The sequence below is a fragment of the Cellulomonas sp. 73-92 genome, from assembly GCF_001898175.1.
Classification (GTDB): Bacteria; Actinomycetota; Actinomycetes; order Actinomycetales; family Cellulomonadaceae; genus Cellulomonas.
This window is the reverse complement of record NZ_MKTH01000004.1, coordinates 104,885-122,641: the sequence shown is the minus strand read 5'-3', so window position 1 is coordinate 122,641 and position 17,757 is coordinate 104,885. Positions and strand designations below refer to the sequence as shown.

Sequence of the window (17,757 nt, the reverse complement as noted above, 5' to 3'; positions counted from 1 at the left end):
GCCACGCCGCCGCGCGGTGAGCTACCGTCGGCTGCAGGCACGCTGCGAGGAGGCGCCCATGCGCTACCTGCCGGTCCTGCTGTGGATCGCCCTGCTGGTGTACTGCCTCGTCGACGTGGCCCAGACCGACGGCCCCCGCGTGCGCGCGCTGCCCAAGCCGTTGTGGCTGCTGCTCGTCGTCCTCGTCCCGTTCCTGGGTCCCCTCGCGTGGCTGCTCGCCGGGCGGCCCCTCGCCCAGGGCCGGGTCCGCACGTCGTCGCGCGGCCGCCGTACCGGGACCCGTGCCCCCGACGACGACCCCGAGTTCCTCGCCGCGCTCGCGCGCTCCAACCGCCAGCGGGAGCGGGAGCGCCGGCAACGCGAGAAGAAGGACCGGCCGCCCGACGAGCCGGGGCCCTCAGCCTGAGCCGAACCCGTACTGGCTCGGGTGCGCCAGCACGTCGGCCGCGGACGGCGCCGCGGGGATCGTCGCGCCGGAGCGGTCGCTCACCTTGCGGTCGCCCAGCGGCAGGCTCAGCGTGACGTCGACCTGGTGGAGCACCGCCATCGCGGTGCACGAGCCCGCGGGGACGGTCCGCCGCAGGGCAACCTCCACCATCGCCGGGCTCTGCCCGAGGACCTGCGCCGACAGCGGCTTGTCGCAGGCGCCGCCCCAGTCGTAGAGCGTGAGCGTGCCGCCGTCGGCGGAGATCGAGTAGGCAGCCGGCACCACCCAGCTCGTCCTCGGGGACCGGGCGTGCCAGAAGGCCCACGCCCCGAGCGCCAGCGCGAGCGCGACGACGAGCGCCACCGGGATCGCCACCCGGCGGGCGGTACGGGCCTCCATCACGGTCGTCCTCCGAGGTCGTCGTCGCTGCCCAGCGTAGGGATGCGGCGACCCAGGTGGGCGTGACCCGCTCTGGCGGGCGCTCTCAGGGTCCCCACAGGAACCGCCGCGACCCTGGGCCGCCGGCGCCACATCGACCAGCGGGAGGCACGGATGGGCGACGGACGCGGCGGGAGCCGGGCGCCCTTGGCGGCGAAGGTCCCGGAGATCACCGCCCTGTTCTGGCTCGCCAAGGTGCTCACCACGGGGATGGGCGAGGCGGCGTCGGACTACCTGGCTGCACTGTCGATCCCGCTCGCCGCAGTCGTCGGGCTGTCCGGGTTCGTGGTCGCGATGTGGGTCCAGCTGCGCACGCGGCGCTACCAGGCATGGGCGTACTGGTTCGCCGTGGCGATGGTGGCGGTGTTCGGGACGATGGCCGCGGACGCGCTCCACGTGGTGCTGCACATCCCGTACACGGTGACGACGGCCGGGTACGCGGTGGCGCTCGTGGCGGTCCTCGTCGTGTGGCACCGCACGGAGGGCACGCTGTCCATCCACAGCATCACCACCCGCCGCCGCGAGCTCTTCTACTGGACGACCGTCCTGGTGACGTTCGCGCTGGGTACCGCTGCCGGCGACTTCGCGGCGTTCACGCTCCACCTGGGGTACCTGCCGTCCGGGCTGCTGTTCGGGGCCGTGATGCTCGTGCCGCTCGTCGGCTGGTGGCGCCTGCGGCTCGACCCGGTCGTGGCGTTCTGGTTCGCCTATGTGATGACGCGGCCGCTCGGCGCCTCGTTCGCCGACTGGTTCGGCAAGCCGGCGACGAAGGGCGCCGGCCTGGGTCTCGGCGACGACGTGGTGGCGCTGGCGTCCGCGGCCGTGATCGTCGCGCTCGTCGCCTACCTCGCCCGGACCCGGCACGGCGTGCAGCGGCCCCTGGTGGCCGCGCCGGCGTTCCAGGACGCCGCCGAGTCCTGAACGCCCTTCCGGCCGACAGCGCCCGGCGCGCTGCCGTGCGGTGCCCCCGGCGGGGCTCGAACCCGCACTCGATCGGTTTTAAGCCGACTGCCTCTGCCGGTTGGGCTACGGGGGCGCGGCCATCCTTGCACCCGGCGCGAGACCGCCAGCGGGGTGCCCGCGCGCACCGGTTACCGTGGGGCATGACCGACGCGCCCGCGCTGTCCCGCCGCCATGTCCGGCACGAGCTCGTGCAGCGGCACCTAACCGTTGCGTCCGTACGGTCCGTGACGCCGCGCATCGTGCGCGTCACCCTCACCGGCGAGCTCGACGGGTTCGCCGCCGACGGGCCGACGGATCACCTCAAGGTCTTCTTCCCGGACCCGCGCACCGGCCGCATCGCCACGCCCGGCTTCCACGCCGGCGGGCTCGGCCTGTCGGCGCCCGGTGCGGTGATCTCGCGCGACTACACGCCCGCCGACCACCGGCCCGGCGAGCTGGACCTGGACCTCGTCGTGCACGGCGACGGCGGGCCCGCCTCCGCCTGGGCGAGCCGCGCCGCGGTCGGCGATCCACTCATCGTCGCAGGGCCGAAGACCTCGAAGCTCGTGCCGGACGGCCTCACGTCACTCGTGCTCGTCGTCGACGAGACCGCGTTCCCCACCGCCGCGCGGTGGCTGCGGCTCACGCCGCCCGACGTCCCGGTGACGCTGCTCCTCGACGCGCCCGAGGAGGCCGCCCGCTACTTCGACGGCCTGCCCGGCTCGCGGCGCGCGACGATCCGCGCCGGCGTCGACCTCGAGGCGGCCCTGCGCGCCCTGCCGATCGACCCCGGCACCTTCGTCTTCCTCGCGGGCGAGGCGACGACCCTCGTCCCCCTGCGTCGCTACCTGCGCCGCGAGCTCGGTCTCGGGCCGGAGCAGGTGGTCGCGAGCGGCTACTGGAAGCGGGGCGTCGCGGGCCTGGACCACCACGCGCCGGTCGACCCCGACGACCCGGACTGAACCGCCTCCCGGTCAGCGGTAGGCGCGGGCGCCGCCGCGCGGGGCGGTGCCGGAGGCCGCCCTTCGTTCGTCGGGCGCCGCAGCCGGCGACGTCTCGGCCCGTGCAGCGCCGCCCGACGGGCCGACGGCCGGCACCGCGGCGGCGAGGAACTCGGCGCGGGGGTCCTGCAGCGAGCCGAGCGCGATGACCTCGCGCCGCAGCAGCAGGGACCACGTCCAGCCGGCCATGATGCGGATCTTGCGGTTCCACGTCGGCATCGCGAACACGTGGTACGTGCGGTGCAGCACCCAGGCCAGGAACCCGCGCACCTTGAACCGGCCGAACATCTGCGCGACGCCCTTGTACATGCCGAGCGAGGCCACCGCGCCGATGTTCTTGTGCCGGTAGGGCGTCGGCTCGGCGGAGCGCAGCACCCGCGCGAGGTTCTCCCCCAGGTGCCTGCCCTGGCGCAGCGCGTGCTGCGCGTTGGGCGGGCACGTCTGGCCGGGGTTGGCCAGGTCCGGGACGGCCGCGCAGTCGCCGGCGGCGAACGCGTCGGCCACCACGGTCCCGTCCGCCGTCGTCACCTGCAGGTTGGCGTTCGCGATGACGCGGCCGCGATCGTCGAGCGGCAGGTCCGAGTCCTTGAGGACCGGGTTGGCCTTGACGCCCGCGGTCCAGACGATGGTCTCCGAGTCCATCTCGGTGCCGTCCGACAGGACCACGTGCCCACCCACGCACGAGGTGAGGAACGTGCCCAGGTGGATGTCGATCTGCCGCGTCCGGAGCTGGTCGAGCGTGTAGCCGCCGAGCTCCGCGCTCACCTCGGGCAGGATCCGGGTGTTGCCCTCGACCAGCACGAACCGCAGCTCGTCGGCCTCGATCGCGTGGTACTTCTTCACGGTGTAGCGCGCGATGTCCTCGACCTCCGCGATGGCCTCGACCCCAGCGAAGCCGCCGCCGACGAAGACGAACGTCAGCATCCGGCGGCGGACCTCCGGGTCCCACGTGGACGCCGCGGCCTCGATGCGGCCGAGCACGTGGTTGCGGACGGCGATAGCCTCCTCGACCGTCTTGAAGCCGATGCCCTGCTCGATGAGGCCCGGGATCGGCAGGGTGCGGGCCACCGAGCCGAGGCCCACGACGAGGAAGTCGTAGCTCACCCAGTACGGCTCCCCCTCCTCGGGCCGGATCTGGACGCGCCGCTGCGCGTGCTCGATGCGGACGACCTTGCCCTGGAGCACGTCGACGCCCTTGAGGCTGCGCCGGTGCGGCGCGACGACGTTGCGGGGGTCGATCGACCCGGCGGCCGTCTCCGGGAGGAAGGGCGCATAGGTCATGTACGGGCGGGGGTCGACGACGACGATCGCCGCCTCCCGCTTCCCCAGCCGCTTCCGGAGCCGGCGGGCCGTGTAGAGCCCGACGGTGCCGCCGCCGAGGATGAGCACCCGCGGGGACTTGCGTGGCGGCCTGGTGTCTGCGGACATGCCTCCACGGTAAGCCGGACCTAAGTCCTACGGCCCGGCGGATCTAGTGATGTTCTTCACATTTTGCCGAGACCGGCCGCCGCGCTCCACGCGATGCCGTCGAGGATGTCGTGCTCGCTGGTGAGCACGGTGCCGAGCGTGCGCCCGCTCGCGGCGACCGCATCCCGCACCCGCGCCACGACCTCGTGCCAGACGAGGGCGCCCGCCCCGATGACGTCGACCCGGCCGGGGTGCATGAAGCCGAGCGCCGCGCGCTCCGCGTGCGTGCGGTGCAGCAGGTCGTCGCACGCCGCGAGCACCGCGTCGACGGGCAGCTCGGCGGCGTCGATGCGGGCGCGGTCGTACCGGTCCAGGCCGAGCACGTGCGCCGTGATCGTCGTGACGGTGCCGGCCAGCCCGATGAGCGTCGCCGTCTCGCCGACGGGGACCACCCGGACGGCGGCGTCGAGGGCCGCGTCGATGTCGGCGCGGGCGGCGGCGACCTCGTCGGGCGTCGGCGGGTCGCTGCGGAGGTGGCGCTCGGTCAGCCGCACCGAGCCCACGTCCATCGAGAGCGCAGCGCGGGGCTTGTCGTCGCCGAGCACCAGCTCCGTGGACCCACCGCCGAGGTCGACGACGAGGAACGGACCCCGGCGCCTCGCCCCGAGCACGCCGACCGCCCCCCGGAACGCCAGCGCCGCCTCCTCGTCGCCGCTGACCACCTCCGGGTCGACACCGAGCGCCGCCCGCACGCCGGCGACGAAGGCGTCGCGGTTGCGGGCGTCGCGCGTGGCCGAGGTGGCGACGAACCGCACGGCGTCGACGCCGAGGTCGTCGCACCGCGCCGCGTACTCCCTGGTCTGCGCGAGCGTGCGCTCCAGCGCGTCCGGCGCGAGCTCACCCGTGCGGTCGACGCCCTGACCGAGCCGCACGATGACGGCGTCCCGTTCCACGTCGACGAGGGTGTCGCCCTCGACGTCGGCCACCAGGAGCCGGATGGTGTTCGTCCCGCAGTCGATGGCAGCCACGCGTGTCACCGCGACATCGTGCCATCCGGGTCCGCCCAGCCCGGAATCGTGCCGAGGCCCGGGACGAGGGGCCGTTCCGGCTCGTCAGCAGCGGCAGCGGTCGGGTCGCCAGGTGTCGGCGACGAGCGCCAGCGCCTCGTCCCCGATCGGGTTGACGCCGGGGCCGGCCGCCAGCGCGTGCGCCGCGAGCGCGTGCAGGCACTTGACGCGGTCCGGCATGCCGCCGGCCGAGACGCCCTCGATCTCCGGCACGTGGCCGAGCGCCTCCCGGTCGGCGATGTAGGCCTCGTGCGCGCGCCGGTGCGCCGCGCGCAGCTCGTCGTCGACGGCCAGCCGGGCGGTCATCTGCTTCATGATCCCGGTCGCCTCGAGCTGGCTGATCGCGACCGCGGCGGGCGGGCAGGTGAGGTAGTAGCAGGTCGGGAAGGGGGTGCCGTCGTCGAGCCGCGGCGCGGTGACGACGACCGTCGGCCGGCCGCAGGCGCAGCGCGCCGCGACACGGACCGCCCCGCGGGGCACGCGGCCGAGCTGCTCGGTGAGCACGTCGAGGTCGGCCCGGTCGATCGTCACCCCGCCATTGTCCCCGCCCGGCGCGTCCCGCCCCCACCCCCGCGGTGAGGCCGGCAGGCCCCAGCTTCCGGGTCTCACCTCTCACTCCCACCCCTCAGGGCTCACTTTCCTGAAGCCTCGGTCGTGATTCACGACGTGGACTTCAGGAAAATGAAGCTGGAGGGGTGGGCCGGGAGGGGCGGCGTCAGGGGGTCGGCGCTGAGATCGGCGGGGCGGTCGACGTGCCGGCGGTGGGCTCGTCGGACGCCTGGTCGGCGCCCTGCACCGACTGCCACACCTTCCCGTACCAGGGCACGGCGGGGGTGGGCGCCGCGGCGGGCGTCGCCACGGGGTCGGGCGCCTCGCCGGGGACCGTCTGCGGGTCGACGACCCGCCACGCCGTCTCGCCCGGCATGACGAAGCTCAGCCGCTCGCGGGCCTGGGCGGTGATGTACGCGGGGTCGTTCCAGCGGGCGAGCTCCGCGGTGAGGTTGTCGTTCGTCGTCTGTGACGACGCGACGTTCGCACGCAGCGCGTCGACGGCCGCCTTCTCCGCGAGGTAGGAGTGCAGCGTCGGGTAGACGAGCACGAACGCCAGCAGCGCGACGACCCCCATGACCATCGCGCGCGCGCTGATGAGCTTCGGCGTCGTCGCGCGGACACGCTCCACGCGCGGACCGGACCGGCCGGGGCCCGACGAGCCCCGCTGGGGACCCGGTGGCGGCGCGGGACGGGTGGCACGCGGCTGGGCGCCCGTGCGCGGGGCGGGCCCACCCCGTGGTGCTCCCGGACGCGGCACGCTCGGGCGCCGGCCGAGGCCGGACGACGACGAGCGCGATGTGGGCATGCCGTCGATTCTGCCCGTGGGCTCGCCGATCCCCCGGGACCCGTGCTTCCCCGCGCGTTGCCGCTCCCCCACGCCGAGCGCCCAGCTCGTGCTCGAGACCGGGCGGTCCGACGCTCGGAAGGCACGGTCTCGGCGAGGAGGTGGGCGCTCGGGACCTTGCGTGGTTGAAGTACCTTGCGACACTCGGTACCTTGTCACGCATGGAACCGGACGACGAGGGGTCCGTCCTCACGCAGCTGCGCCGCGGCACGCTGGAGTACTGCGTGCTCGCCTACCTCGCGCAGGGCCCCTCGTACGGGCAGGACATCGCCCGAGCCCTCGGGTCGGACCCGGTGCTGTTCGGCTCGGAGGGCACCCTCTACCCGCTGCTCACGCGGCTCCGCCGCCGCCGCTGGGTGGAGACCACCTGGCAGCCGTCGCCCGCCGGGCCGCCCCGGCGGTACCACGCGCTGACCGACGAGGGACGCGCGGCCCTGCGTGCCTTCGCACAGACCTGGGAGCCGTTCCGCGCCGGCGTGGACCGGCTGATGAAGGGAGCACAGTGACCGAGTCCCCGCTCGTCGCCGCCTACCTGGCCGACCTCGACCGGGCGCTGGCCGGTGCCGACCCCGCGGACCGCCTGGAGATCGTCGACGCCGTGCGCGAGCACATCGAGGCGTCGCTGGCCGAGCTGGGCGCCTCCCCGACGCAGGCCGAGGTCGCCGGCGTGCTGCACCGCCTCGGCACGGCCGATGAGGTGGCGGCGGCGTGGGCGGCCGGCGCCGACCGGCCGGGCACGCCGCAGGGCGCGTGGTCCGGCGGCCCGCAGCTGCGGCCCAGCGCGCACGGCCTCGTGCCGATCCCGCCCGACGAGGCGAGCGCACGGCCGCAACCGGTCTGGCTGACCGTGCTGCTGGTCGTCGTGGGGGTCGTGGGCGCCGTCCCGCTGACGCTGCTGGCGCTCCCGTTCGTCGGCGCGGCCCTCGGCGCCCTCGTCTTCCTGCTGCCCGTGCTCGTCGTCGCGGGGACGATCGCGTCCGGCCTGCAGTGGCGACGGTCGACGACCCATCGGGGGGCATGGCTGACGGCGTTCGTCGTCGGGCTCGTGCTCGTCGTCGGAACGGCCACCGCCTCGGCCGGACTGCTGGCAGTCCGCTCGGGCCGCTCGGTGGAGCAGACCACGCAGGTCAACGACGCGCCGACGCCGATGCAGTCCCCGCTGCCCTGAGGCGCGCCGCCCCGACAGCGCGACGCCCGGGTCCGGAGGCCGAAGCCCCCGAGCCCGGGCGTCGTGACGTCAGGCGGTCAGGCCTGCTTGAAGCGCGGGAACGACGACGCACCGGCGTAGACGGCGGCGTCGTCCAGCTCCTCCTCGATGCGGAGCAGCTGGTTGTACTTGTTGATGCGCTCGCCGCGGGCCGGGGCGCCGGTCTTGATCTGACCGGCGTTCGAGGCCACCGACAGGTCGGCGATCGTCGTGTCCTCGGTCTCGCCGGAGCGGTGCGAGGTCATGGTGCGGAAGCCGTTGCGGTGGGCCAGCTCGATCGCGTCGAGCGTCTCCGTGACGGTGCCGATCTGGTTGAGCTTGACGAGCAGCGCGTTCGCGGACCGGAGCTGGATGCCCTTGGCCAGGCGCGTCGGGTTGGTGACGAACAGGTCGTCGCCGACGATCTGGACCTTGTCCCCGATGCGCGAGACCAGGGCGCCCCACGAGTCCCACTCGTCCTCGGACAGCGGGTCCTCGATCGACACGAGCGGGTAGCTCGCGATGAGCTGCTCGTAGTACTCGATCATCTCGGCGCCCGAGAGCGCCTTGCCCTCGAACGCGTACTTGCCGTCGCTGAAGAACTCGGTCGACGCGACGTCCAGCGCGAGCGCGACGTCCTTGCCCGGCACGTAGCCGGCCTTCTCGATGGCGACGACGATGAGGTCGAGCGCGTCGCGGTTCGACGGCAGGTTCGGCGCGAAGCCGCCCTCGTCGCCGAGGCCGGTGCCCAGGCCGCGGCCCTTGAGGACGCTCTTGAGCGAGTGGTAGACCTCGGCGCCGGCGCGCAGGGCCTCCTTGTAGGTCGGCAGACCGATCGGCGCGACCATGAACTCCTGGATGTCGACGTTGGAGTCGGCGTGCGACCCACCGTTGAGGATGTTCATCATCGGGACCGGCAGCACGTGGGCGTTCGGGCCGCCCAGGTAGCGGAACAGCGGCAGGTCGGCCGAGTCGGCCGCGGCCTTGGCCACCGCGATCGAGACGCCCAGGATCGCGTTGGCGCCGAGCTTGCCCTTGTTCGGGGTGCCGTCCAGGTCGATGAGCGCCTGGTCGACGATCCGCTGCTCGGTCGCCTCGTAGCCGATGAGCTCCGGCGCGATCTCGTCGATCACCGCGGAGACGGCGCCCTCGACGCCCTTGCCCATGTAGCGGCCCTTGTCGCCGTCACGACGCTCGACGGCCTCGAACGCACCGGTGGACGCCCCCGACGGGACGCCCGCACGGGCGATGGTGCCGTCGTCGAGCGCCACCTCGACCTCGACGGTGGGGTTGCCGCGCGAGTCGAGGATCTCGCGGGCTCCGACGGCCTCGATGCTGGCCATGGATGCTCCTTCTTCAAGGACTGGTGGGCTTGCGACCCCACCCTAGTGGCGGCACCCGGACGGCGGCAGAGGACCAGACATGGGACCTCTGTCACCCCTCCGGCCGGGTGACCTCCTCGAGGAGCTCGAGCACGTGCCGGTACTCCTGGCCGGTGGCGCGGGTCATGCCGAGCTCGCACGTGCGGTTGCACGACGCGTGGGCGTCGCCGCCGATCGCGGCCACGGACGCCGCCTCGCGGGCCGTCGCGGACGCCGTCAGCTCGGGGTGGAGCATCCCGCGGTCGCCGGCGAACGCGCAGCAGCCCCAGTCGTCCGGCACGCGGACCTCGTCGGCCACCGCCGCCGCGACGGTCGACAGCGCCGGGTTGAGACCCATCCGGGTCGACGAGCACGTGGGGTGCAGGACGAGGGACGCGACCCGCCGCTGCCCGGACGGGAGCCGGGGCAGCACGCGGTCGGCGACGAACTGGACGGCGTCGATGACGGTCAGCGGCGAGCCGAGGTCCTCCTCCAGCGCGTGCACGATCCCCTCGGTGCACGACGCGGCGTCGCAGATCACCGGCAACGCGCCGTCGCGGGTGGCCGCGCGCAGCGCGTCGAGCGTGCGCCGCCGCATCACCGCCAGGCCGTCGGCCAGGCCCTTCGACGACCAGGGCGTGCCGCAGCACAGCGAGTCGACACCCTCGGGCACGAGCAGCGTGACGCCGGCCCGCGCGCACAGGGCCTCGACCGCGGCCTGCACGCCGGCGCCGCCACCGGCGGGGCCGAACATCGCGTTGACACAGGCGGGCAGGTACACGGCCTCGGGGACCGCGGACGGCGCAGGCCGGGCACGGCGGACCCCACCGCCGGGCAGCTCGGCCGAGTGCAGCGGCACGTTGTCCGCCCCGAGCGCGCGACGGGCGACGACGTTGGCACCCGTGACGAGCGGCTCAGGGACGGCCCGGGCGACGTCCAGCAGGGCCGCGGCGACCCGCGTCGTGCCCGCCCAGTGGCGTGCGGCCTGCCCCCACACCGCGTTCGCGGTGCGCGCGGCACCCTCGCGCCGCAGCCGCTTGACGAGCAGCCCGGTGTTGATGGACACCGGGCACGCCGTCTGGCACATCCCGTCCACGGCGCAGGTCTGCACCACGGAGTAGCCGTGGTCGGCCTCGAGCCGGGCCGCGAGCGCCTCGTCGCCGGCCGCGCGCGCCCTGGCGATCTCCCGGCGCGCGACGATCCGCTGCCGCGGCGTCAGCGTGAGGTCGCGGCTCGGGCACACCGGCTCGCAGTAGCCGCACTCGACGCAACGGTCGACCTCCTCCTCGACGCGTGGGCTCGTCTTGATGTGCCGCAGGTGCGCGTCCGGGTCGTCGTCCAGCACGACCCCGGGGTTGAGCACGCCCACCGGGTCGCACAACGACTTGACCTGCCGCATCACGTCGTACAGCTCGTCGCCGTACTGCCGGCGGACGAACGGCGCCATCACCCGGCCCGTCCCGTGCTCCGCCTTGAGGGAGCCGTCCTCGCCGAGGACGAGGTCGACGAGCCCCTCGGTGAAGGCCCGGTACCGCGCCAGCGACGCCGCCGAGGCGAACTCGTCCGTGATCATGAAGTGGACGTTGCCGTCCTTCGCGTGGCCGAAGATCACGGAGTCCTGGTAGCCGTGGTGCTGGCACAGCTGCGTGATCCGGGTGCAGGTGCGGGCCAGGGCCGCGACGGGGACGACGACGTCCTCGAGCAGCGCGGTGGTCCCCGACGGCCGCGCCCCGGCCACCGCCGTGTAGAGGCCCTTGCGCAGGTGCCACAGGTCGGCCCGCTCGGCGCCGTCGGTCGTGAAGCGGGCGGGAGCGGCCCCGGCGAGGGACCGCAGCACGCGGTCGCCCTCCGCGCGCAGGTGGTCCAGCGCGTCGTCGTCCGCCGCCTGGTACTCGACGAGCAGCGCGGCCTGCCGGTCGACGCGCAGGTCCATCACCTGCTGCGGGGTGCCCGCCAGGCCCTGGCCGACGCGCAGCGAGATCGCGTCGAGCAGCTCGAGCGTCGCCGCGCCCGTCCCGACGAGCGCCGGCAGCGCGTCGTTGGCGGCCTCGAGGTCGTCGAAGACGACGAACGCGGTCGCGGCCCGCGGCAGCACCGGGACGGTGCGCAGCACGGCCTCGGCGACGAAGCCGAGCGTGCCCTCGGAGCCGACGAGCAGGTGGGCGAGGATGTCCACCGGCCGGTCGAAGTCGAGGAACGAGTTCAGCCCGTACCCCATCGTGTTCTTCATCGAGAACTGGTGGCGCACCGTGCGCACCGACGCCGCGTCACCGCGCACCCGGTCCCGCAGCCCGGCGATGCCGGCGTAGAGCTCCGGCCGCGTCAGCCGCAGCCGCTCGTCGGCGTCGGGCGCGCCCGTGTCGACGACGGTGCCGTCGGCGAGCACCACCGTGAGCGACTCGAGCGTCCGGTAGGCGTTGGCGCTGGTGCCGCACGTCATGCCCGACGAGTTGTTGGCGATCACCCCGCCGAGCGTGCACGCCACCTCGCTCGCCGGGTCCGGGCCGAGCTTGCGCCCGTGCGGCGCGAGGCGGGCGTTGACCTGGCGCACCGTGACGCCCGGCTGCACGCGCACGCGCGCCCCGTCGTCGAGCACCTCGACGTCGCGGAACCCGCGGCGCACGTCGAGCAGGATGCCGGTCCCCGAGCCCTGCCCCGACAGGCTGGTCCCGCCGGCGCGCAGCGTCACCGGCGCGCCGTGCCGGGTGCCGACCCCGAAGACGCGCGCCACCTCGGCGGCGTCCCGGGCGATGACCGACGCCTGCGGCTGCAGCAGGAAGTGGGACGCGTCGTGCGCGTGGGTGAGCAGGTCGATCGGCCTCGTGCGGACCTGCGCGGCGTCGGCGACCGACGCGCGCAGGTCCTCGAGAAGCAGCTGCGAGGGGGTCACGGAACCATCCAGCCGAGGACAGGGGTGGACTGCAGCACGATGATCACCGCGACGAACGCGGCCAGGCCGAGGCTCCAGCCGATCACCTTGCGCAGCAGGACGTGCTCGCCGTCCTTCATGCCCGCCGCTGCGGCGGCCACGGCGAGGTTCTGCACGGAGAGCATCTTGCCCATGACGCCGGCCGCGGAGTTGGCGGCCGCCATGAGCACGGGCTGCAGGCCGGCGGACTTCGCCGCCGTCACCTGGAGCAGCCCGAACAGCGAGTTCGACGACGTGTCGGAGCCGGTGAGGGCGACGCCGATCCAGCCGATCGCCGGCGAGAGCACGACGAAGAACGCACCCGTCGCGGCGAGGGCCGACCCGAGCGTCGTCGTCTGGCCCGAGAGGTTCATGACGAACGAGAGGCCGAGCACCGAGGCCACGGTGATGATCGTCCACCGCAGCTGCGTCAGCGTGCGCCCGAGCACGAGAGCCCCCTGCTTCGGCGAGATCCGGTAGATCGCCATCGTCACCAGGCCGGACAGGAACAGCAGCGTGCCCGTCGCCTTGAGGTGGTCGAGGTGGAACACCTGGTTGGGGGCGGCCTTGCCGCCGGGGGCGAGCACGTGCAGCCCGGGCCAGCCGAACCCGACGGTCCCGTGGACGGCCAGCCAGCCCTTGACCGCCGGGAGCTGCGCGATGGTGAAGATCACGATGATCGCCAGGTAGGGCGCGGTGGCCTTGAGGACCTGCCCCGGGGAGCGGCGGGTGGCGGTCGGCAGGGCCTCGTCCTCGAGCACGAGCGTCGCCACCGGCGCGGCGCCCGGTCCCGCCGGCATCCCGCCGCGGGGCGTCGGGACCGCGGGCCGGGTCGCCAGGCCGCCCTCGTCGTGCCGCACGGCGGGCTGCCACACCCGCAGCATGAGGAGCACGGCGGCCACCGTAAGGACGGAGGCGACGACGTCGGTGACCTCGAAGGCCAGGAAGTTCGAGACGACGAACTGCGACAGGCCGAACACACCGCCGGCGACGAGCGCGACCGGCCAGGTCTCGCGCACGCCGCGCCGGCCGTCGACCAGGAAGACGAGCACGAGCGGGACGATGAGCGCGACGAACGGGGTCTGGCGGCCCGTCATCGAGGCGAGGTCGTGGACCGGCAGGCCGGTGACGCCGGCGAGCGCCGTGATGGGGGCGGCCATCGCGCCGAACGCGACGGGCGCGGTGTTCGCCACGAGGCTGACCACCGCTGCGCGAACCGGCTTCATCCCCGCGGCGATGAGCATGGCGGCGGAGATCGCCACCGGGGCGCCGAAGCCGGCGAGCGACTCCAGCAGGGCCCCGAAGCAGAACGCGATGAGGATCGCCAGCACGCGTGGGTCGTCGCTGATGGAGCGGATGATCCGGCCGAGGGCGTCGAACCAGCCGGTGGCGACGGTCAGGTTGTAGACCCACAACGCGCTGACGAGGATCCAGAGGATCGGGAAGAGGCCGTAGAAGACGCCCTCCCCGGTGGCGCTGAGCGCCTGGCCGACGGGCATCCCCCAGACGGCGATCGCGAGGACCACCGCGCTGCCGAGCGACACGAGGGCGGCGTAGGCCGCCTTGACCCGGAACACGCCGAGCATGACGAAGAGCGCGGCCAGCGGCAGGGCCGCCAGCAGGGCCGACAGCAGGAGCGAGTGGGCGAACGGTGCGAGGACTTGCTGGAACATCGGCTTCTCCCCATTGAGAAGTACCTGGTGGGACGGGACGGGTGGGACAAACGTCCTCCGGAATCGTCTTACAAGTGTTCTTGTCAGTCAAGTACACCGGTCAGGTTGTCGGCGATAATGGCCTGACATGCGTGAAGAAGGGGGCTCGCACCGATGGCCCGTGTGGAGGGCGTGACGTCGATCGTCGACGCGATCGCCATGGACCTGCGCCGACAGCTGTTCCGCGGCGAGCTCTCGACCGACGAGCCCCTGACGGAGGCGAGCGTCTCGGAGCAGTACGAGGTGGCGCGGCCGACGGCGAAGGCCGCCATCGAGAAGCTCGTGTCCGAGGGGCTGCTCGTCCGCGGCGTGCACCGCTCCGCCCGCGTGCCGGTGCTGGACGCGGCGGACGCGCGCGACATCTACGGCACCCGCGCCGACGTCGAGTCGATCGTGCTGCGCCGGCTCGCGGCGAGGCGGACCGTGCCCGACGAGGCCCGCCGGGCCAACGCCGAGATCGCCGCCCTCGGCGAGGCGTCCGCGCTCGACGTCGTCGACCCCGACATGCGGTTCCACACGAGCCTGGTCGACGCGATGGCCTCCCCGCGCCTCAGCCGCGCCTACTCGTCGCTGGCCAGCGAGGTGCGCCTCTGCATGGCCCAGGTCCAGGGCAACTCGCTGCTCTCGACCGCGCTGATCCACGCGGAGCACGAGCGCCTGCTGGCACTCGTCGAGGGCGGGGACGCCGACGGCGCCGTCTCGCTCCTGGAGCGCCACCTCGCGCGCGCCCGGGAGCGGCTCGTCGGCGTGCTGGGCGGCACGCCCGGCCCGGAGGCCGCCTGGAGCGACGACGTGTCACAGCTCGGCGGCGCCTGACCGCACCGACACGACGACGCCCGGGTGGCCGCTGGGACCACCCGGGCGTCGTTCGTCGTGCGGCTACAGCGCGGCGAGGATCTCCTCGACCTTCACCTTGGCGTCGCCGAACAGCATCGCGCTGTTCTCGCGGTAGAACAGCGGGTTCGGCACGCCGGCGTAGCCGGTGGCCATCGACCGCTTGAAGACGACCACCTGGTCGGCCTTCCACACCTCGAGGACGGGCATGCCCGCGATCGGCGAGCCCGGGTCCTCCATGGCGGCAGGGTTGACCGTGTCGTTGGCCCCGATGACGAGGACGACGTCGGTGCCGGCGAAGTCCTCGTTGATCTCGTCCATCTCCAGGACGATGTCGTACGGCACCTTCGCCTCGGCGAGCAGCACGTTCATGTGGCCCGGCAGGCGGCCGGCCACGGGGTGGACGGCGAACCGCACCTGGACGCCCTGCGCGCGCAGCCGGCTGGTGAGCTCGGCGACCGGGTACTGCGCCTTGGCGACGGCCATGCCGTAGCCGGGGGCGATGACGACGGAGCGCGCGGCCTTGAGCATCTCGGCCGTGTCCGCGACGGACACCTCGCGGTACTCCCCGCCGACCTCCTTGGCCACCTTGCCGCCCTCGTTGCCGAAGCCGCCCAGGATGACGGAGATGAACTTGCGGTTCATCGCCTTGCACATGAGGTAGGAGAGGATCGCACCGGAGGAGCCGACGAGCGAGCCGGTGACGATGAGCAGGTTGTTGCCGAGCATGAAGCCCGCCGCGGCCGCCGCCCACCCGGAGTACGAGTTGAGCATCGACACGACGACCGGCATGTCGCCGCCGCCGATGGCCGCCACCAGGTGCAGGCCGAGCAGCAGCGCGATGACCGTCATGATCGCCAGCGGCCAGATCGACTGGCTCGGGATGAACCACACCATGAGGCCGGCCGAGACGACGAGCGCGCCCGCGTTGAGCAGGTTGCGGCCCGGCAGCGTCAACGGGTTCGACTTGATGCGCGCCGACAGCTTGAGGTACGCGACGATCGAGCCCGTGAAGGTCACGGCGCCGATGAGCACACCGAGGTAGACCTCGACGAGGTGGGCGCCGCCGGCGTCCTTCTCGGTGAGGTACGAGTTGTAGCCGATGATGACGGCGGCCGCCCCGACGAAGCTGTGCAGCATCGCGATGAGCTCGGGCATCTGCGTCATCTCGACCGTGCGGGCCCGCCAGGTGCCGACCGCGGCGCCGAAGACGAGGACGAGGACGATGAGCAGCGCCGTGACCCACACGGGCCGCGCGGACTCGTCGAGCGCGAGCACGACCGTCGCGAGGATCGCGACGCCCATGCCGACCATCCCGAGGACGTTGCCGCGCCGGGCGGTCTCCTGCTTCGAGAGGCCCGCGAGCGACAGGATGAACAGCACGCCCGCGACGAGGTAGGCAGCCTGGGCCACCGTGGTGAGGGTGATGGTCACCGGGTCACGCATCCTTCCGGAACATGCCGAGCATCCGGTACGTGACCAGGAAGCCTCCGAAGACGTTGATCGACGCGATCGCGGCGGAGACCACCGCGAGGATCGTCACCAGCAGGTGGTCGTTGCCGATCTGGAGCAGGGAGCCGACGAGGATGATCCCGGAGATCGCGTTCGTCTGGCTCATGAGCGGCGTGTGCAGCGAGTGGCTGACGTTCGAGATGACGTAGTACCCGACGAACACGGCGAGCACGAACACCGTGAACGTCACGAGCGTCTCGATGTGGGTGAACGGCAGCAGCACGGCGAGGATGACGCCGGCGACCACCATCAGCTGGTTGTTGCGCCTCGCCTTCGCGGCCTTGGCCGCGGCCTCGTCGGCCGCCTTCTGCTCCGGGCTCCGGGTGTCCGACGACACCGCGGCGGCTGCCGCCGGTGCGGCCGACACCGAGATCGGCGGTGGTGGCCAGAGGACCTCGCCCGCCCGCGCGACAGTCATGCCGCGCTGCACGGGGTCGTCCAGGTCGAGGACGAGGTTCCCGTCCTTCGCCGGCGTCACCAGCTTGAGGAAGTTGACGACGTTCGTGCCGAACAGCTGCGAGCTCTGCTGCGGCAGCCGGCTGGTGAGGTCGGTGTAGCCGACGATCGTCACGCCGTTGTCGGTGACGACTGTCGAGCCCGGCACCGTCAGCTCGCAGTTGCCGCCGCCGGTGGCCGCCAGGTCGACGATCACCGAGCCCGGCTTCATGTTCGCGACCATCTCGGCGGTGATCGTCCGCACGGCCTTGCCGCGGACCAGCGCCGTCGTGATGACGATGTCGGCCTTGCTCGACTCCTCGGCGTAGAGGGCGAGCGTCGCCTTCTCCTGCGCCTCGGAGAGCGCGGCGGCGTAGCCCGTCGACGACTTCTCCTGCATCGCGTCGGCGGACGCCGTGACGAACTTGGCGCCCATCGACTCGACCTGCTCGCCCGCCTCGGGCCGCACGTCGAAGCCGCGCACCTGCGCGCCCAGCGAGGCGGCGGCGCCGATCGCGGCGAGCCCGGCGACGCCGGCGCCGATGACGAACACGGTGGCCGGCGGGGTCTTGCCGGCGGCGGTCACCTGCCCGGTGAACATGCCGCCGTACGCCTCCGCCGCCTCGATGACCGCCCGGTAGCCCGCGACGTTGGACATGCTCGAGAGGACGTCGAGCGCCTGGGCGCGGGAGATGCGCGGGACGGCGTCGAGCGCGAGGGCCGTGACGCCCTTGGCCGCGAGCGACGAGACCAGGTCGGCACGCGAGTGCGGCGCGAGCTGCGCGACGAGGTACGAGCCCTCGCGCAGGCGGGCGACGTCCTCGTCGGCCGGGGGGTTGACGGCGGTGACGACGTCCGCTCCCCAGGCCGCGGCGGCGTCACCGATGGTCGCGCCCTCGGCGACGAAGGCGGCGTCGCTGAAGCTGGCGCCGGCGCCGGCTCCGGACTCGACGACGACGTCGTACCCGAGCTTGCGCAGCTGTGCGACGGTCTTCGGTGTCGCGGCGACCAGCCGCTCCCCCGGACGCGTCTCCTTGGGAACACCGATGAGCATCAGCGACTCCTCGTCTGGGTGCGCCGCTCGACGCACCGGGCTGGTACGGCAGACGGACCGGAGCGGCGATGCCCCGG

Annotated in this window: 16 protein-coding genes and 1 tRNA gene; 6 read left to right on the top strand and 11 right to left on the bottom strand. The window is 73.4% G+C overall.

Annotated features, from left to right (window positions below; genetic code table 11):
* The first annotated feature begins 58 nt into the window (after positions 1–58).
* Positions 59–406 carry a PLDc N-terminal domain-containing protein gene (locus tag BGO37_RS01635; RefSeq protein WP_291751547.1) on the top strand — a complete coding sequence of 116 codons (348 nt, stop codon included), beginning with the start codon at positions 59–61 and terminating at the stop codon, positions 404–406.
* Here the strand turns inward: BGO37_RS01635 and BGO37_RS01630 are convergent.
* Positions 398–826, bottom strand: coding sequence for a hypothetical protein (locus BGO37_RS01630; protein WP_291751545.1), 429 nt, complete (start codon positions 824–826; stop codon positions 398–400). The genes BGO37_RS01635 and BGO37_RS01630 overlap by 9 nt on opposite strands.
* Positions 827–979: 153 nt before the next feature.
* Between BGO37_RS01630 and BGO37_RS01625 the strand changes: the two genes are divergently transcribed.
* Positions 980–1,786, top strand: coding sequence for a hypothetical protein (locus BGO37_RS01625; protein WP_291751542.1), 807 nt, complete (start codon positions 980–982; stop codon positions 1,784–1,786).
* A gap of 41 nt (positions 1,787–1,827) precedes the next feature.
* Here BGO37_RS01625 and BGO37_RS01620 read toward each other — a convergent pair.
* A tRNA-Leu gene (locus BGO37_RS01620) sits at positions 1,828–1,901 on the bottom strand.
* Between the two features lie 67 nt (positions 1,902–1,968).
* Between BGO37_RS01620 and BGO37_RS01615 the strand changes: the two genes are divergently transcribed.
* On the top strand, positions 1,969–2,769 hold the full coding sequence (locus tag BGO37_RS01615) for a siderophore-interacting protein (protein WP_291751539.1): 801 nt from the start codon (positions 1,969–1,971) through the stop codon (positions 2,767–2,769).
* Positions 2,770–2,781: 12 nt separating this feature from the next.
* Here BGO37_RS01615 and BGO37_RS01610 read toward each other — a convergent pair whose 3' ends face one another.
* The 4 genes from BGO37_RS01610 to BGO37_RS01595 form a co-directional block, all read right to left on the bottom strand.
* Positions 2,782–4,236, bottom strand: a complete 1,455-nt coding sequence (locus BGO37_RS01610; RefSeq protein ID WP_291751536.1) for an NAD(P)/FAD-dependent oxidoreductase — start codon at positions 4,234–4,236, stop codon at positions 2,782–2,784.
* A gap of 56 nt (positions 4,237–4,292) precedes the next feature.
* Positions 4,293–5,252, bottom strand: coding sequence for a Ppx/GppA phosphatase family protein (locus tag BGO37_RS01605; protein WP_291751533.1), 960 nt, complete (start codon positions 5,250–5,252; stop codon positions 4,293–4,295).
* A gap of 75 nt (positions 5,253–5,327) precedes the next feature.
* The gene (locus BGO37_RS01600; protein WP_291751530.1) at positions 5,328–5,813 is read right to left on the bottom strand and encodes a DUF501 domain-containing protein; all 486 of its coding nucleotides are present in this window, start codon (positions 5,811–5,813) and stop codon (positions 5,328–5,330) included.
* A 184-nt stretch (positions 5,814–5,997) separates the two neighbouring features.
* A complete protein-coding gene (locus BGO37_RS01595; RefSeq protein ID WP_291751528.1) occupies positions 5,998–6,462 on the bottom strand; it encodes a septum formation initiator family protein in 465 nt (154 codons plus the stop codon).
* A 377-nt stretch (positions 6,463–6,839) separates the two neighbouring features.
* Here BGO37_RS01595 and BGO37_RS01590 point away from each other — a divergent pair, with 377 nt between their 5' ends.
* Both BGO37_RS01590 and BGO37_RS01585 read left to right on the top strand, forming a co-directional pair.
* Positions 6,840–7,184, top strand: coding sequence for a PadR family transcriptional regulator (locus tag BGO37_RS01590; RefSeq protein ID WP_291751526.1), 345 nt, complete (start codon positions 6,840–6,842; stop codon positions 7,182–7,184).
* The gene (locus BGO37_RS01585; protein ID WP_291751524.1) at positions 7,181–7,846 is read left to right on the top strand and encodes a hypothetical protein; all 666 of its coding nucleotides are present in this window, start codon (positions 7,181–7,183) and stop codon (positions 7,844–7,846) included. The genes BGO37_RS01590 and BGO37_RS01585 overlap by 4 nt, the downstream gene beginning before the upstream one ends.
* Before the next feature lie 77 nt (positions 7,847–7,923).
* On the opposite strand, the gene eno is transcribed toward BGO37_RS01585, so the two are convergent.
* The 3 genes from eno to BGO37_RS01570 all read right to left on the bottom strand — a co-directional run bounded on the left by eno (position 7,924) and on the right by BGO37_RS01570 (position 13,806).
* On the bottom strand, positions 7,924–9,207 hold the full coding sequence (gene eno / locus BGO37_RS01580; RefSeq protein ID WP_291751521.1) for a phosphopyruvate hydratase: 1,284 nt from the start codon (positions 9,205–9,207) through the stop codon (positions 7,924–7,926).
* A 91-nt stretch (positions 9,208–9,298) separates the two neighbouring features.
* Positions 9,299–12,115, bottom strand: coding sequence for an FAD-binding and (Fe-S)-binding domain-containing protein (locus tag BGO37_RS01575; protein WP_291751518.1), 2,817 nt, complete (start codon positions 12,113–12,115; stop codon positions 9,299–9,301).
* The gene (locus tag BGO37_RS01570; RefSeq protein ID WP_291751515.1) at positions 12,112–13,806 is read right to left on the bottom strand and encodes an L-lactate permease; all 1,695 of its coding nucleotides are present in this window, start codon (positions 13,804–13,806) and stop codon (positions 12,112–12,114) included. Before BGO37_RS01570 ends, BGO37_RS01575 begins: the two co-directional genes overlap by 4 nt.
* 153 nt (positions 13,807–13,959) lie before the next feature.
* Between BGO37_RS01570 and BGO37_RS01565 the strand changes: the two genes are divergently transcribed.
* Complete coding sequence (locus BGO37_RS01565; protein ID WP_291751512.1) at positions 13,960–14,661, top strand: GntR family transcriptional regulator; 702 nt, start codon at positions 13,960–13,962, stop codon at positions 14,659–14,661.
* Between the two features lie 63 nt (positions 14,662–14,724).
* Here the strand turns inward: BGO37_RS01565 and pntB are convergent, their stop codons facing one another.
* Both pntB and BGO37_RS01555 read right to left on the bottom strand, forming a co-directional pair.
* Positions 14,725–16,107, bottom strand: coding sequence for a Re/Si-specific NAD(P)(+) transhydrogenase subunit beta (gene pntB, locus BGO37_RS01560; protein WP_291751991.1), 1,383 nt, complete (start codon positions 16,105–16,107; stop codon positions 14,725–14,727).
* A gap of 10 nt (positions 16,108–16,117) precedes the next feature.
* Positions 16,118–17,680 carry a Re/Si-specific NAD(P)(+) transhydrogenase subunit alpha gene (locus tag BGO37_RS01555; RefSeq protein WP_291751509.1) on the bottom strand — a complete coding sequence of 521 codons (1,563 nt, stop codon included), beginning with the start codon at positions 17,678–17,680 and terminating at the stop codon, positions 16,118–16,120.
* Positions 17,681–17,757: the final 77 nt, after the last annotated feature.